The 13,700-nt window shown below is 38.9% G+C and carries 13 protein-coding genes and 1 other RNA gene; 2 read left to right on the top strand and 12 right to left on the bottom strand.

Annotated elements, in window-relative coordinates:
• Positions 1-10: 10 nt before the first annotated feature.
• The 9 genes from ACUXV0_RS02795 to ACUXV0_RS02835 all read right to left on the bottom strand — a co-directional run bounded on the left by ACUXV0_RS02795 (position 11) and on the right by ACUXV0_RS02835 (position 9,635).
• Entirely contained in the window at positions 11-1,759 is a 1,749-nt protein-coding gene (locus ACUXV0_RS02795) for an acyl-CoA dehydrogenase (RefSeq protein WP_446191543.1), read from the bottom strand.
• Positions 1,760-2,527: a 3-hydroxyacyl-CoA dehydrogenase gene (locus tag ACUXV0_RS02800; protein ID WP_446191544.1), complete on the bottom strand. Its 768-nt coding sequence runs from the start codon at positions 2,525-2,527 to the stop codon at positions 1,760-1,762. It lies immediately after the preceding gene.
• Complete coding sequence (locus ACUXV0_RS02805) at positions 2,517-4,289, bottom strand: feruloyl-CoA synthase (RefSeq protein ID WP_446191545.1); 1,773 nt, start codon at positions 4,287-4,289, stop codon at positions 2,517-2,519. The genes ACUXV0_RS02800 and ACUXV0_RS02805 overlap by 11 nt, the downstream gene beginning before the upstream one ends.
• 2 nt (positions 4,290-4,291) lie before the next feature.
• Complete coding sequence (locus tag ACUXV0_RS02810) at positions 4,292-5,068, bottom strand: crotonase/enoyl-CoA hydratase family protein (protein ID WP_446191546.1); 777 nt, start codon at positions 5,066-5,068, stop codon at positions 4,292-4,294.
• A gap of 88 nt (positions 5,069-5,156) precedes the next feature.
• On the bottom strand, positions 5,157-5,855 hold the full coding sequence (locus ACUXV0_RS02815; protein ID WP_446191547.1) for a helix-turn-helix domain-containing protein: 699 nt from the start codon (positions 5,853-5,855) through the stop codon (positions 5,157-5,159).
• A gap of 316 nt (positions 5,856-6,171) precedes the next feature.
• Positions 6,172-6,547, bottom strand: a transfer-messenger RNA (tmRNA) gene (gene ssrA / locus ACUXV0_RS02820).
• A gap of 44 nt (positions 6,548-6,591) precedes the next feature.
• Positions 6,592-7,287, bottom strand: a complete 696-nt coding sequence (locus ACUXV0_RS02825) for a DUF3307 domain-containing protein (RefSeq protein WP_446191548.1) — start codon at positions 7,285-7,287, stop codon at positions 6,592-6,594.
• Positions 7,288-7,290: 3 nt separating this feature from the next.
• Complete coding sequence (gene ctlX, locus ACUXV0_RS02830; RefSeq protein WP_446191549.1) at positions 7,291-8,205, bottom strand: citrulline utilization hydrolase CtlX; 915 nt, start codon at positions 8,203-8,205, stop codon at positions 7,291-7,293.
• Positions 8,202-9,635 carry an arginine deiminase family protein gene (locus tag ACUXV0_RS02835; RefSeq protein WP_446191550.1) on the bottom strand — a complete coding sequence of 478 codons (1,434 nt, stop codon included), beginning with the start codon at positions 9,633-9,635 and terminating at the stop codon, positions 8,202-8,204. The genes ctlX and ACUXV0_RS02835 overlap by 4 nt, the downstream gene beginning before the upstream one ends.
• Before the next feature lie 256 nt (positions 9,636-9,891).
• Here ACUXV0_RS02835 and sufC point away from each other — a divergent pair, with 256 nt between their 5' ends.
• On the top strand, positions 9,892-10,656 hold the full coding sequence (gene sufC, locus ACUXV0_RS02840; protein WP_446191551.1) for a Fe-S cluster assembly ATPase SufC: 765 nt from the start codon (positions 9,892-9,894) through the stop codon (positions 10,654-10,656).
• Between the two features lie 17 nt (positions 10,657-10,673).
• Positions 10,674-11,981 carry a Fe-S cluster assembly protein SufD gene (gene sufD / locus ACUXV0_RS02845; RefSeq protein WP_446191552.1) on the top strand — a complete coding sequence of 436 codons (1,308 nt, stop codon included), beginning with the start codon at positions 10,674-10,676 and terminating at the stop codon, positions 11,979-11,981.
• 54 nt (positions 11,982-12,035) lie between these two features.
• On the opposite strand, the gene ACUXV0_RS02850 is transcribed toward sufD, so the two are convergent.
• Genes ACUXV0_RS02850 through ACUXV0_RS02860 form a run of 3 tightly spaced genes read right to left on the bottom strand, consistent with a single transcriptional unit; the run spans position 12,036 to position 13,682 of the window.
• Entirely contained in the window at positions 12,036-12,515 is a 480-nt protein-coding gene (locus ACUXV0_RS02850) for an N-acetyltransferase family protein (protein ID WP_446191553.1), read from the bottom strand.
• Entirely contained in the window at positions 12,505-13,173 is a 669-nt protein-coding gene (locus ACUXV0_RS02855; RefSeq protein WP_446191554.1) for a hypothetical protein, read from the bottom strand. Before ACUXV0_RS02855 ends, ACUXV0_RS02850 begins: the two co-directional genes overlap by 11 nt.
• A 5-nt stretch (positions 13,174-13,178) precedes the next feature.
• Positions 13,179-13,682, bottom strand: coding sequence for a DinB family protein (locus ACUXV0_RS02860; RefSeq protein WP_446191555.1), 504 nt, complete (start codon positions 13,680-13,682; stop codon positions 13,179-13,181).
• Between the last annotated feature and the right edge of the window lie 18 nt (positions 13,683-13,700).

The following is a 13,700-nucleotide window of genomic DNA, read 5'->3' on the forward strand; positions in this document are numbered from 1 at the left end:
AGGTTAATATCTAGAAGATTTCGCTATCTATATTTTCCGAAATTAAATTTTCTTTAGCTCTTAAGACATCTGCCAAACTTTTAGTTTTAACAAACTCGTAGGTAAAAAAGAACTTTAAAAGATGGTTCATCTCGGTAGAATTGGAATGATTAGTCTGATTAGAAGCAATACCCATTTTTAACCATTGCCAGCCAATAGCCATTAGGCCAAAATACTCCATGTAAGGTGTGGAATTTGAAAGAGAATCCTCCGTTCTCCCTTCTTTGAAATGACTAAAAAGTTTTTGGGTAATTTGTAGGAGCTCATCAAGAGTATTGCCATACTTTCTGGCAAAATCTAACAAAACATCAATTTTATGAGCTTTCTCTAAAGTAATTTTTACCTCCGATTCAAAAAGGTATAAAGTGTCTAATTCACTTTGAAATAATTGTCTTCCTAACAAAGTCATGGACTGGATACCAGTGGTGCCTTCATAAATGCTCAATATTCGGGCATCTCTACTCAATTGTTCCAGGGGAAAATCACTGGTATACCCATATCCACCCAAAATTTGAAGGCCAAGCTGAACAGACCTATAACCTTCTTCTGCACCATAGGTTTTGGCTACCGGCGTAAGTAACTCTAAAAGTGAATTAGCTTTTTGCTCTCCTTCATGCGACTTTATTTGATCCTGATAATAAGAACATTGTAGATTCAAGGCTAGAGCTCCATAATGAATGACTTTCTGCGTAAGAAGCATTCTTCTGATATTAGGATGTTTAAAGATTGAGACTTCAAGACTAGTAAGCAAGCTTTTGCCCTGCTTCCGTTCCTTGGCATATGTTAGAGAATGATGATAGGCTGCTGAGGATATGGCAGTTCCTGTCATACCTACGGCTAGACGGGAAGTATTCATCATTTGAAACATTTGGCTCAACCCTTTATTTTCTTCGCCGAGAAGATACCCTTGACAATTCCCTTGTTCACCGAAGGATAAGTGTACCGCCGGCGTGGATTTTTGACCCATTTTGTGAAATTGCCCTATGGTCTTTACATCATTTGATACTGAACTGTCTTCAAGCTTATTTTTTGGTACAATGAAAAGGGATATACCCTTTGAGCCTTCGGGTGCCCCTTCAATTCTTGCTAAAACTAGATGAATGATGTTCTCAGATAAATCATGATCACCTGCCGAGATAAATATTTTATCGCCATAGATCAGGTATTCTCCGTTTTCCTTTTTGACAGCCTTTGTTCTAATACCTGCTAATGCACTTCCTGCCTCTGGTTCCGTTAGACACATAGTGCCTAGCCACAGCCCTTTCAGCATTTTAGGAATAATGAGCAGGCGTTGATGATCAGTACCATAAGAAGCAATTAAGTGAACACAGCCTTTTATAAGGTCAGTGTACATCAACATTGAATTATGAGCAGTGAGTAAGATGTAATCTGCAGCAGCAAGAATAGTTTTAGGAACCTGCAAGCCGTTGAAATCATAAGTAAGCTCTCCGGCCGCTAAGCCACTCTTGGTATAGGCCAGAATGAACTCTTTTATTGACGGATGAGTCATCCAATATCCTTTATGAAAATTAGTTGGCTGCTTGTCAGTATCCTTGAAGTGAGGAGTCAGATACTTTTTGGACAAGGCCTCAGCCATATCTAAAATCATTGGCTGAGTAGAATCATCATGATCTGAATAATAGCGATGCTCATAAAGATTTTGAACTTGTAAAACCTCATTTAGGATAAAATCAATATGTGCTCTATTATACAAGGACATTTATTTTGCACCCATTCTTATTGCACCATCTAGTCTGATCACTTCACCATTGAGCATTGGATTTTCAATTATCTGCTTTACCAAAAAGGCAAATTCTTCGGCTCGCCCTAATCGTGAAGGAAATGGAATTTGTTTTGCCAATGAACTCTGAACATCTTCAGAAAGACCTTTAAGAAGTGGAGTTTCAAAAATACCAGGAGCAATGCACATTACGCGTACTCCCATCCTTGCAAACTCTCGAGCCATAGGTAAAGTCATGGCCACCAAACCTCCTTTCGAAGCTGAATAAGCCGCCTGACCTATTTGACCATCGTATGCGGCTACAGAAGCGGTATTGATAACGACTCCTCTCTCGCCCGAGGTAGAAGGCTTATTCTTCTGAATTTCATTTACGGTGAGCCTGATGGTATTAAAGGGTCCATTTAAGTTAACGTCAAGAACTTTCTTAAAGAAATCTAAAGAATGAGGACCTTCTTTTCCGACCACTCTTGATGCCGGACCTATACCTGCACAATTGATTAGTCCATGAATTATTTGAAACCTCTGAAGAGTTTTCTCAATGGCATCTGCTACATCAATTTCAGAAGTAATATCAACTTTCAAGAATAAACACTTAGCCCCAAGTTGGTCTTGAAGTTCTATGCCAGAGGACTCATTGATATCAAAAACTGCTACAGAAGCTCCTTCCTTCAAAAGCATTTCTGAAGTAGCTCTACCTAAACCTGAGGCCCCGCCCGTAACTATAAATACCTTTTTCTCAATATTCATATGCGTACATTTCTTCTATTAAATGAGCTCTATGTTTTAAAACTTGTCGCTGGTTTAAAGACCCTTTATCTGTTATTTCACCGAGGTCGATAGAAGGAGGAGTCTTAGCTATCAAATACTTCCCAATTCGGTTTGAACTACCTGTGGCAGATTGATTAAACTTTGATAACCATTCGTCAAGAAAATCTGATGCCACCTGACCGGTCGACTTAAGTTTCCTTTCGGCTTCCTCATTTAAGAAAAGTATTGCCCCTATAAATGATTGATCTAAACCTGTAAAAACTACATCCTTGATCAGTGGAGAGCCGGTAGATAAAACTTTAGCTTTTAGAACACCCACGCTTACCCATGTTCCGGTGGAGAGTTTGAAATCTTCTGCAATCCTGCCGTCGAAAATCAGTCCTTTATCTGGTGCATCTCCATCATAAAACTTAACGGCATCACCAGTTTTATAATAACCTTGATCATCAAAAACCTTCAGAGTTTCAACCTCATTTCTCCAGTATCCCTTTGTTACGTTAGGTGCCTTGTAACGAGCTTCTAGTTTATCCTGATCAGGAACCAGCTTTACCTCCATACCTGCTACAGGCACACCTAATAATCCTGAAAAAGCTCCTCCCCAATTGGCAAACATGGCAGATGGACCAGACTCTGTGCATCCTAAACCGGTAATAATAGGGACTTTATGTCCTACTGTTTTGATTGCTAGTTCTTCCAGCTTGTTCCAAACCGGCTGAGCAAGACTGGCACCTGCATAAAAGATAATTTCCAGTTTTTTGAAAAAAGTCTTCCTTATTTCTTCATCATCGGCTAAAAATTCAACCAATAACTCAAACCCTATCGGCACATTAAAATACGCGGTAGGTGAAATTTCTTTTAGGTTTTGGATGGTTTCCTTTATGCCAATTTGTGATGGTTTACCATCATCAATGTAAAGCGTTCCTCCATTATATAATGCTAAACCAAAATTGTGATTTCCACCAAAAGTATGATTCCACGGCAGCCAGTCCACAAAAACAGGAGGGGTGTCTTCCATAAAAGGAAACACCTGGGTGATTTGCTGTAGATTAGAACACCACATTCCATGGTGATTCATTACACCCTTAGGAAGGCCTGTTGAGCCCGAAGTAAACAATACTTTGGCAATAGTATCTTCATCAACCTGATTAGCTCTAAAATCAACCTCCTGATTAGGTTCGGTTTCTAAAAGTTTATTGAAATCAACCCCTGACTCACCCGAAACACTAATAATGGTTACTTCTGGCATTAGCTTTCTTATGAATTCCAGAGCTTTTGCATACTTTGTTTCGTCTTGAACAAAGACCACTTTCGGTGTCATTGAAAGAAGACAATGCTTTAACTTCTCAAAGTCATTGGAAACCAGTGAGTAGGGAGGTGAAATTGGAGAATATGTAACCCCAATATGAACCGCTGCTAAAGAGAATAGGGCATGTTCTAAACTGTTTTCTGATAATATGACGATGGTTTCCTCTTTGGAGAATTTCATGTCAATGAGATATTGTGCTATGCATTTGACCTTGTGCAATGTTTCTGCATAACTCAATTTATGCCAAATCCCATCTTTTTTTCTAGCTATGAACGTAGAATTCGGCTTTGAAGTAGCCCAATGTATTAGTTTATCAGTCAGTCGTTTAGGGTAGGTTCCTAGTTTCTGCTTGTTTGCATAGTAAATTGTACCGTCCTCAGCTTTATTAAGGATGGTTTGAGTAGGGCCAAAATTTACCTTTTTATAGTCTGACATAGCTATTCCCCAAGTTTTTTGGCTCTACCTTCCAGGAAATCTTGCAATCGTTGTTTGGCTTCAGATGAATCCTGTGCTATCGCAGCCATCATGCTTTCCATTAATAAGCCCGTTTGATGGGAAGCATCTTCTATTCTCGGTAGTACATGAGTTAGGGCATAATTGGTCAATTGAGCATTCCCACAAATTTTTTCAGCGATTTCTAAACCTTTCTCCATTCCGCTCCCGTCTTCTACAAGGTATTGGCTCAGCCCAATTCTTTCTCCTTCTTCAGCCGAATAAATCCGGCCTGTTAGCATCATGTCGGTCATTCTGGCGGTACCGATTAATTTTGGCAATCGCACTGAGGCACCACCACCAACAAAAATCCCTCTTTGCCCTTCTGGCAAAGCATAAAAGGTTGATTTCTCAGCGATTCTGATATGACATGCTGCTGCGACTTCTAAACCGCCACCTACCACTGCACCATGTAAACAGGCCACCACAGGAGCTGATGCAAACTGTATTTTCTCCAAGATTCTGTGCCACATTCTAGAATGCTCTAAACCTTGTACCACGTCTCTTTGACTTAATTCAGAAAGATCTAAACCAGCAGAAAAGTGCTTACCCTCTCCCTTGATGATGATACATTTAATATTCTTAGGAGTAGCGTCAAAAACCTTTTCTATGGAGAGTAAAAGATCGTCATTAAAAGCATTTCTTTTCTCAGGTCTGTTCAGACTAATGAGCAAAATATCCTTTCTAATTTCTAAATCTAAAGACGGGCTAGGAGATATCATTTGCCAGTATTAAATAAATCTAGTACAAATTTGACTTGATATATCTCAATTAGTTAAGCAAAAGCGATAAAGAAATATGCTTTATCAATCAATTTTGCTCCTTCCGGTAAGTTTTTGGGGACATTCCGGTTTGGTTTTTAAAGAACCGCGAAAAATCACTCGCTTCATAACCGCCCAATTGATAACCAATTTCACTAATTGAAAGAGTGGATTGTTTGAGTAGAACTTTGGCCTCTAATACCCGCATATTTTGCAGTAGCTGGAGTGCAGTCAGCCCGGTAGTTTCTTTAACACATTTGTGCAAATGATTAGGCGAAACATTAAGAAGATCGGCAAACTCAGCTACAGTTTTAAATTTGTACATATTTTTGCCAAGTTCTTCTTTGTATCGCTGAGATAGGCGTAATGCCGCTTTTTGTTTGAAAGAGATAGAAGAGCTGGTTTGTCTTTTTAATTCGTTTAAGATTAAGAGAAGCCTTAAGGCAACTATTACAGTTCGTGAAGGCTCATTTTTTTGACTTTCGTGATAAAGTTCTTCAAAATGATTCTTTAAAAGAGTGGACTGATCCACCTTTATTAATGGGTCAGATGTGTAAGTGAAAAAAGGAAAGTCTTTTTCTATGGCAACTTTTAATTGGTCATGATTGAATATTTCAGATTGAAAATGGCAATAAAAACCTTTCAAATCGGCAGAAACATGCTCTACTGCGGTAATATGGTTCGCCGGAAGGCAAAAAACTTCACCTTGATGTACTCTATATTTCTCTAATCCTTTTGTTCTTACCACGTGGCCCTGAGTAATGAACAAGAGAAAATAAACGGAACGTCTATGTGGTAGAACCGGGAGCTCTAAAAATTTGGTATAATTCTCTATTCTCTCCACATGGAAAAGCTCATACAAAGAGCCCACCTTAGGTTTCCAATTACCAAAAAGCCATTCATCAAACTGAGATGGCTCTAAATTAGGGATATGTTTTTCGTCAATATTCAGTTTTGAAGTCTCTTCTGGTGAATTCTGAAAACTATAACTAACACATGAGATACGAACCTATAAAATTAAAAAGTCGTAACAAATCTAGCATTTAGATCGTTACGACTTTCGTTTGTGGAGCTGCAGGGATTCGAACCCTGGTCCGAACATGGCCACTGTCAAGCCTTCTACATGTTTAGCTGATCTTAGTTGTCGAGATCGGGATGCTGTTCAGCGTAGCAAACCCTCACCGTAGTTCCTCAGATACTATCTACCGGCTAGAAACCCGCCGAAAGACGCCTCTGCATGGTTGACACCCCTAGGTCCGCCGCGGCAGAGGTTGGCAGCGGAGAGATGTGGCTAATTGCGTAATCTATCCTAGATTAGGCAGCCATGGCATACTGTGTATTGCCAGTTGTTGTTTGAAAGAATTTTTAAATGGAGATACTCTCAACTCCATACATGCTTATACTCGCAATCGCATCACGCCGTCAAAACCGGTCAGCCCCATTTGATTGCACTAACAAAACAGCTTTTCAGGCTTAAAGTTCCCTTAAAACTGTGCTGCCAGACTCTTGGACACAAAACAAAGCAAAAAGGTTGGTATCACACTCAAAAAAGTACCTAGAAGGGCATATTGTGTATAATTTTTTCCCAAACGCCTATACTCCGCAAAAAGAACAATTCCCAAGAGACCTCCTAGAATAAACGGCAGGTCAAAATAGAAGATACTGATGATCAGCACCCGCTCTGCTATACCAATGTATTTTGAAATATGTGAGGGTCTACCCTCAGGAGCCAAGGGATAAAGTATTATATGTAAGACCGTTCCATAAGGAAAAGTAATACCAAGAAGTACCACAAGCCAAATGAGTTGTGGTAAACTAATCTGGTCTTCAAAACTTATGAATCCATTCCATTCAAAAAATTGAATAATCAAAGCGACCAGTACCAAACTCAATAGATGTAAACTCTGATCAATTAAAAGTACTCTTACCTTACTTTTCCCATAAAATACTTTTCCAAAGTCAATTAAAGAGTGAAATAGGCCAGTCAGAATAGCCGCCTGCACAGAAAAAGTAGTCAGGAAGCTTAAAAGAGTAACCAGGCCAAGATGTACCCAGAGCTTACTCGACTGTTCTTTATTTCTGATTTTATCTACTGCCCAGCCTTCGAATTGAAAGTAATGGTCGGCTAGAATATGGGCGACTATCAAGCAAAAAAATAAATGGACAGTACTTTCAGTCATTCCTTATCGCTTTATTAGAAAAATCTCAGCCATCATACATCGGGCAGAGCCACCCCCTAACTCCTCAATAAGCCCAAGTTCAGAATGAATAATCCTCGCGAACTTGTTTATTTTCTCCTTTTGTTCACCTGTCAAAGAGCAATACGCTTTTGAAGACATGACCATCATTTTCTCACCATTCTTATTCTCGACCATTAGCATATTGCCAGCAAAGTGCTCCATCTGACCGAAAGTAATTTCTAACACCTCAAGGCCATCATTTTTGAGAGACTTGAGTAATTCTTCCTTTTCCGTAACAGATTCCAGACAAACCACGGCTAATCCATCTCCAACAGACATCATGACATTGGTATGATAAATAGGCATATCAGTTCTGTCTAAAGCCTCAAAAGCTACTACTTTATATTCAGGGAAAAGCTTTTTCCACTCCTCCAAAGCCCTGAAGTGGGTTCTGGTTGAAACACAAGCGTAGGCTTTTTTATGCTTTCTATCGAGGACTAAACTTCCAGTACCTTCCAGAAAAATAGACTCTTTCTCAAGGTAGGTTAGTGATAACTCTTTAGATACCAAATACTTTGACTTTAACTCTGTCAATATTTCGCTACGTCTTTCCAATCTCCTGTTCTCTACTTCCATAGGGTAGAGACATAGCCTACCATCCTCATGCAAGGAAAGCCAATTATTGGGAAAAATACTATCTGGAGTATGGGGAAGTGCTGAATCCTCAATGACAATGACTTCTACACCATTGCTTCGCAAAACGGCAACAAAATCATCAAATCGTTTTAAGGCATCCTCTTGGGCTGTTGAATTATTGGCAACTGCATTCATGAAGGCATTACTATCAGCCGCTTCTTGATTATATCCGAAAGCTACCGGCCTTACCATGAGTAGGGTAGAAGTACATTGCTTACTCATCGAACACCAGTTCTCAAAATTGGTAAACTCATACAATGTGAACCGCCTCGTGCTCTTGACAGCTCTGCTGAAGGCAATAGAATGATGGTATTCTCAATGCTTTGAGGATCACGTTCACCACTTTCAAAACTTTTAACCAAATCTACCGCATGTATCGTGTCAAAACCTGCGGCTCTAAAGGCTTCAGAGGTTTTGTCGTTTCTATCATAACCAATGGCCACACCTTCTTTGAGTACCAATAAGTTACAGGAGTCGGTCCATTGCTCTCTGGCACCAAAAGGAAATTCGTTATTTCCTGAGTACACAAAGACAGTCTCTTCTTTGCTTTGCAAATCAGTCTTTGAGACATCATCTAATAGATCTTCCAGATTTTCAAAAGATCTGGATTTCTCCTTCCCATTTTCAATATAGAATTGTTTGATAACCAACTCTTCTGCCTTTTCTTTTTGGCCAAGTTCTTCCCAAATTTTGTCCTTTTTCTGTTTCTCAGCAGCTCTACCTAGAGACCCCAGTAGTACCCAAACATTCTTCTTAATCTGAGTAAAAATGGTATCAATGTGCATATAATCTCGTTTCGCTGGAATTTTGATCAGAGTAACCTTTGTCAAAACCTTTTGATCAAACAGCTTCCGCATTGCCTGACGAGCAGCCTCCAGACTCGTACGTTCACTGATACCAATAAACAAATGGTTTGGAGCCACCATCATCACATCACCACCTTCAAGGGTGTCTGCTCTTGAATTTTGCTCTTCTTCGGGTAAAAGAAAATGTTCTTCGTTTTCCTCAATTTCAATGATTTTGCCTTTTAAATCTTCAAAATATGGGTGGTTATAAAAGACATATTTTGCCAATAAAGATTCTCGGCTTCGGGCCATTTTAGCCGGTTTATTCATCAGAATATGATCATTGATCACTATTCCGATATCTCTGGTGAAAATTAAATTAGGTACCGGTGGAAAATACATTTCCCCCTTCGTATTCATTCCAGTAATGAGCATCATGGTGAGTTCTTTTTTGCTCATTTCCTGAAACTGCAGCATTTCCTGGTAAGAACACTCTTCTATAGCAGAAACCGCAGAAATCAGTTGTTTCCTTAGTCCATCATTTTCTAAAATGTCAGCCAGTAATGTTTCAAATTCTATGACTTTGTCAGATTTGAAATAACTTTCCTTTTTTGGATTGAAAAAGTCTCTGTTCATAGAATCGGACTTTGCCGCTTCTACACCTTTAATTTTGCCCGGATCTAAGAAGTATAATAAGATACGAACGTAATAGTCGTATTCGTCTTTACGCATTGTAGACAGATGAACAATGTCCTCAAAAAGCCAATCCTGTGCTTTGGAAGGGACTACTTTACCTAGCCCACTATCAGGACTATGGATGACTAAACGTTTGAGAGTGCTTATTTCGCTGTTAACGTGAATATTCATGAAGTTTGATTTTGAATGAAAGAATTGACACTATGTAGTAGTGCATTCATTCAAAACCAAAATGGCCGATAAAGTACATTAACTGCTTAAAGTACATGAGTCTGTTAACGAAGGAACTATCGCAAAAATAAAAATCTTTCTTAATTCTGAGCTTCTCAGGAACACTATATAAGTAAAATAGGTTAGTAGACCGATTAAGGATTGCTGTGTTTTTTGTACCTTTGCAGCCCGAACGAATACCATAAAATAGTTTATAATGCTGAAGATCAGTAATTTACACGCTAGAGTAGAAGAAAAGGAGATATTAAGAGGAATCAATCTGGAGATAAAACCAGGTGAAGTACACGCTATCATGGGCCCAAATGGTTCTGGTAAAAGTACTTTGGCATCTGTTTTGGCAGGAAGAGAAGATTTTGAAGTAACACATGGTTCTGTAGAATTCCAGAATAATGATTTATTGGAACTTGCTCCCGAAGAAAGAGCAGCTGAGGGTATTTTCCTTGCTTTCCAGTATCCTGTTGAGATTCCGGGTGTAACCACTATCAATTTCCTTAAAACAGCACTGAATCAGATCAGAAAATATAAGGGTGAAGATCCGCTTGATGCTGCTCAATTCCTGAAGTTGATGAAGCAGAAATCAAAACTAGTCAAAATAGATGATCAGCTTTTGAGACGTTCGCTTAACGAAGGTTTCTCAGGTGGAGAAAAGAAGAGAAACGAGATCTTCCAAATGGCTATGTTAGAGCCTACTTTAGGTATTCTTGATGAGACTGACTCTGGTTTGGATATTGATGCCTTGAGAATTGTAGCAGACGGCGTAAATCAACTGAAAGACGAAAACAGATCGTTTATAGTAGTTACGCACTATCAGAGATTACTTGATTATATCGTGCCTGATTTCGTTCACGTTCTTTACAAAGGAAAAATAGTGAAGTCTGGTACAAAAGAACTTGCCCTTGAACTAGAGGAGAAAGGGTATGACTGGATTAAGGCTGAAGCTGATGCTGCAGAAGTAGCATAATTAAAAAGAGATTTTAGATGTCTGAAAAGAATATACAAACTCAATTATTAGCTGAATTCCAAGAGGTGCAGGCTGGCATAAATGGTCATGCAGCTCAGCCTTTTAATCAAAAGAGGCTAAAAGCTATTGAGAGTTTTCAAAAGCTGGGTTTTCCAACTGTAAAGCATGAAGAGTGGAAATACTCAAACGTAAAGAAACTCACTCAAAAGGAATATAATTTCCACCCTAAAAGTGATATTTCAGCAGATGAATTGAAGAGCTTGGCATTTCCGGAGCTAAATGGAATTGTCCTCTATTTTGTCAATGGTATTTATCACCCTGAACTATCATCTTTAAGTGATAGTACTGGTAAGGTTGAAATATTGACTTTCCAGGAAGCTCAGAATAAAAACCCTGAACTATTAAATTCTCACTACGGCGAGTATACAGATCAGGAAAATGAAGCATTCTCAGCCATGAATACGGCTTTGGCGAATGACGGAATTATTGTTCATGTCCCTGCCAATTCTACATTGAAGCAGCCGATAATCATGAGAATGATTTCTGATTCACGTCAGGAAAATGTGGGTTCTGTGCTTCGCAATCTAATTGTGGTAGGAGAGAATGCCGAAGTGAAAATTGCTGAATCTTTCAGATCCCTGGGAGAAGAAAGCGGTTTTGTCAATACTCTTACCGAAATCTCAGTAGCGAAAAGTGCCAGAGTAGATTATTATAAAATACAGGATGATAACGATGCTTCATATCATGTTGGAACTACAAACGTGCTGCAAAAAGATAAAAGTTACTTCTATGCTGCCACAGTAACACTTAACGGTGGTTTTATTAGAAATAACCTGAACCTGAAATTGGACGGTGAGTACATTGACAGTTATATGTATGGTTTATACATGCCAAATGGCAAACAACATATAGATAATCACACTGTGGCTGATCACCTTAAGCCAAACTCTATTTCAAATGAACTGTATAAAGGGATCTTGATGGATGAATCAACAGGGGTTTTCAATGGGAAAATCTTTGTGAGAGAAGATGCTCAGCAAACCAATGCTTACCAAAACTGTAAAAACGTGGTTACTTCTGATAAGGCGACCATGAATACCAAGCCTCAGCTAGAAATATGGGCTGATGATGTGAAGTGTTCTCACGGTACTACCACTGGTCAGCTTAATGATGAGGCAATTTTCTATATGCAGTCCAGAGGTATTCCTAAGAAAGAAGCAATCAGGCTTCAACTTTTGGCTTTTGCCGAAGATGTAGTTTCTCAGATCAAGATTGAAGAAATCAGAGATTACCTAAGTGATCGTTTGATCGAAAAGTTAGGTTAAGCTTCTATAATAATAATTAGAAAAGGCGATTCTCATTGTGAGGATCGCCTTTTTTTATAGAATCTTTTGAAGAAAAACGCAGTCTAGCCATTCTCCGTTTTTATAGCCGATTTCTTTAAACGTACCTACGTGTTCATAGCCCAGTTTTTCATGAAATCTTATACTTCCAGGATTGGAGCTGTCAATACCTGCCACCATTACATGAAATCCTCTTTTTTTAGCATCAGCTTCCAGAAAGTTCATCAAAGCGGTTCCAAGACCCTTTCCTTGGGCATCATGATCAAAATATAATCCATGCTCAGCGGAATGTAAATAGCCATCACGACCTCTGAATTGACCATAATAACCATATCCGGCCAAATTATTATCCTCTTCGATGACGAACACCGGTATCTCTCTGGATGCTAGCCAATCTTCAAAATATGCCATTGACTTAGGCGTGTAATCATAGTTATAGCTAGTTTCTTCGATATAATAATTCCAGATTCTTGCGATATCGGCCAAGTCACTTGTGGTGGCTTCTCTAATCTTCATTTTTGACTAATATTTTGATGGATTGCAGGTGAGCAAAAAGTACCAAAGGAACTATAAAGGCTGGCAGCCAAACATAAGGGAAGGTAAGGACAGCACGGTTTGGAGTCTCAAATCCAAACTGCTGCAATGGAGATTCAACTGATAAAATAGCTGTAACCACTATATTGCCTAGCAAAAACAATCCAATGAAGTTCCAGAGGATAATTCGTTGCCTATCAATAATTTGCTTTCTCAGTCCATATAAAATGATAAGAGGAGCTGTAAGGCCAGCAATGATATCAAAATTTCGACCTTCAAAGGTCAAAAGCTCAGGTAGGACCTGGTAACCAGCCAATAGCCAAAGAACAATTTCTACCGGGATTCTTACAGTATGAACACGATGCAATGCCTCGACATCAGTAATATTTACACCTTTAATATAGACCAAATACAGAACCACCAAAAGGGCAGGGAATAACACCAAAGCAAAACGGGGTGGCAGCGTGTCATTGATTTCATAAAATCCAACATATGCCAAATATGCCTGAGTAATTAGCCAAAGAAAGAGCACCGTCCATGCTACTTTATCGGGTTTGAAAACGGTTTTAAACAGCCAAACAGCATAAAGTGTGGTTAGTGTGAATAAGACGGCTACAAACCAAGGTACTTCTGGTAACATAAGAATTAGTTTAGGTCTACATTGTCATAAAACCCCATCTGTTTGTCGAGGAGTTGTTTAGTGAAAAAGACGATTTGCCCCGTGTGATATGATAAATGCTCTACATAATGAATGATAATTCCAATACCGGAAAAATTATAGGCTTGAACACTTCTCATTTTATGATAATCTTCTGGCTGTAATCCTTTAAGGGTCTGCTTTGTTTCAAGAACAACCTGATGAAATTTTGAGAGTAATTCTTGCTTAGATAAGCCACCAGTAGTTTCAAACTCCGCATCACGCATTCTTTCATCCTTTTTATCTGAAAGAGCCACAATGCCATATTGAGTCATATTACCACATAAATGAAGCAGTTGATTACCAATGGAATTACTGTTTTTATTTGGTCTTAACCATACCTGCTCTTCAGATATCTGTTCCAGACAAGAACCGATCTTTTCTGTATTCTCGTCTATTCGATAGATCGAGTTATTGACGAATTCCTCAATAAAGTTTAGGGGAGTATTCATACTCCAAAAATAAGAGGC

Source organism: Jiulongibacter sp. NS-SX5 (assembly GCF_052828545.1).

What these genes read in the sequence shown, in the direction of transcription:
- ACUXV0_RS02795 (WP_446191543.1), bottom strand. Translation starts at nt 1,759, where the DNA reads ATGTCCTTGTATAATAGAGCACATATTGATTTTATCCTAAATGAGGTT.
- ACUXV0_RS02800 (WP_446191544.1), bottom strand. Translation starts at nt 2,527, where the DNA reads ATGAATATTGAGAAAAAGGTATTTATAGTTACGGGCGGGGCCTCAGGT.
- ACUXV0_RS02805 (WP_446191545.1), bottom strand. Translation starts at nt 4,289, where the DNA reads ATGTCAGACTATAAAAAGGTAAATTTTGGCCCTACTCAAACCATCCTT.
- ACUXV0_RS02810 (WP_446191546.1), bottom strand. Translation starts at nt 5,068, where the DNA reads ATGATATCTCCTAGCCCGTCTTTAGATTTAGAAATTAGAAAGGATATT.
- ACUXV0_RS02825 (WP_446191548.1), bottom strand. Translation starts at nt 7,287, where the DNA reads ATGACTGAAAGTACTGTCCATTTATTTTTTTGCTTGATAGTCGCCCAT.
- ctlX (WP_446191549.1), bottom strand. Translation starts at nt 8,205, where the DNA reads ATGAGTAAGCAATGTACTTCTACCCTACTCATGGTAAGGCCGGTAGCT.
- ACUXV0_RS02835 (WP_446191550.1), bottom strand. Translation starts at nt 9,635, where the DNA reads ATGAATATTCACGTTAACAGCGAAATAAGCACTCTCAAACGTTTAGTC.
- sufC (WP_446191551.1), top strand. Translation starts at nt 9,892, where the DNA reads ATGCTGAAGATCAGTAATTTACACGCTAGAGTAGAAGAAAAGGAGATA.
- sufD (WP_446191552.1), top strand. Translation starts at nt 10,674, where the DNA reads ATGTCTGAAAAGAATATACAAACTCAATTATTAGCTGAATTCCAAGAG.
- ACUXV0_RS02850 (WP_446191553.1), bottom strand. Translation starts at nt 12,515, where the DNA reads ATGAAGATTAGAGAAGCCACCACAAGTGACTTGGCCGATATCGCAAGA.
- ACUXV0_RS02855 (WP_446191554.1), bottom strand. Translation starts at nt 13,173, where the DNA reads ATGTTACCAGAAGTACCTTGGTTTGTAGCCGTCTTATTCACACTAACC.
- ACUXV0_RS02860 (WP_446191555.1), bottom strand. Translation starts at nt 13,682, where the DNA reads ATGAATACTCCCCTAAACTTTATTGAGGAATTCGTCAATAACTCGATC.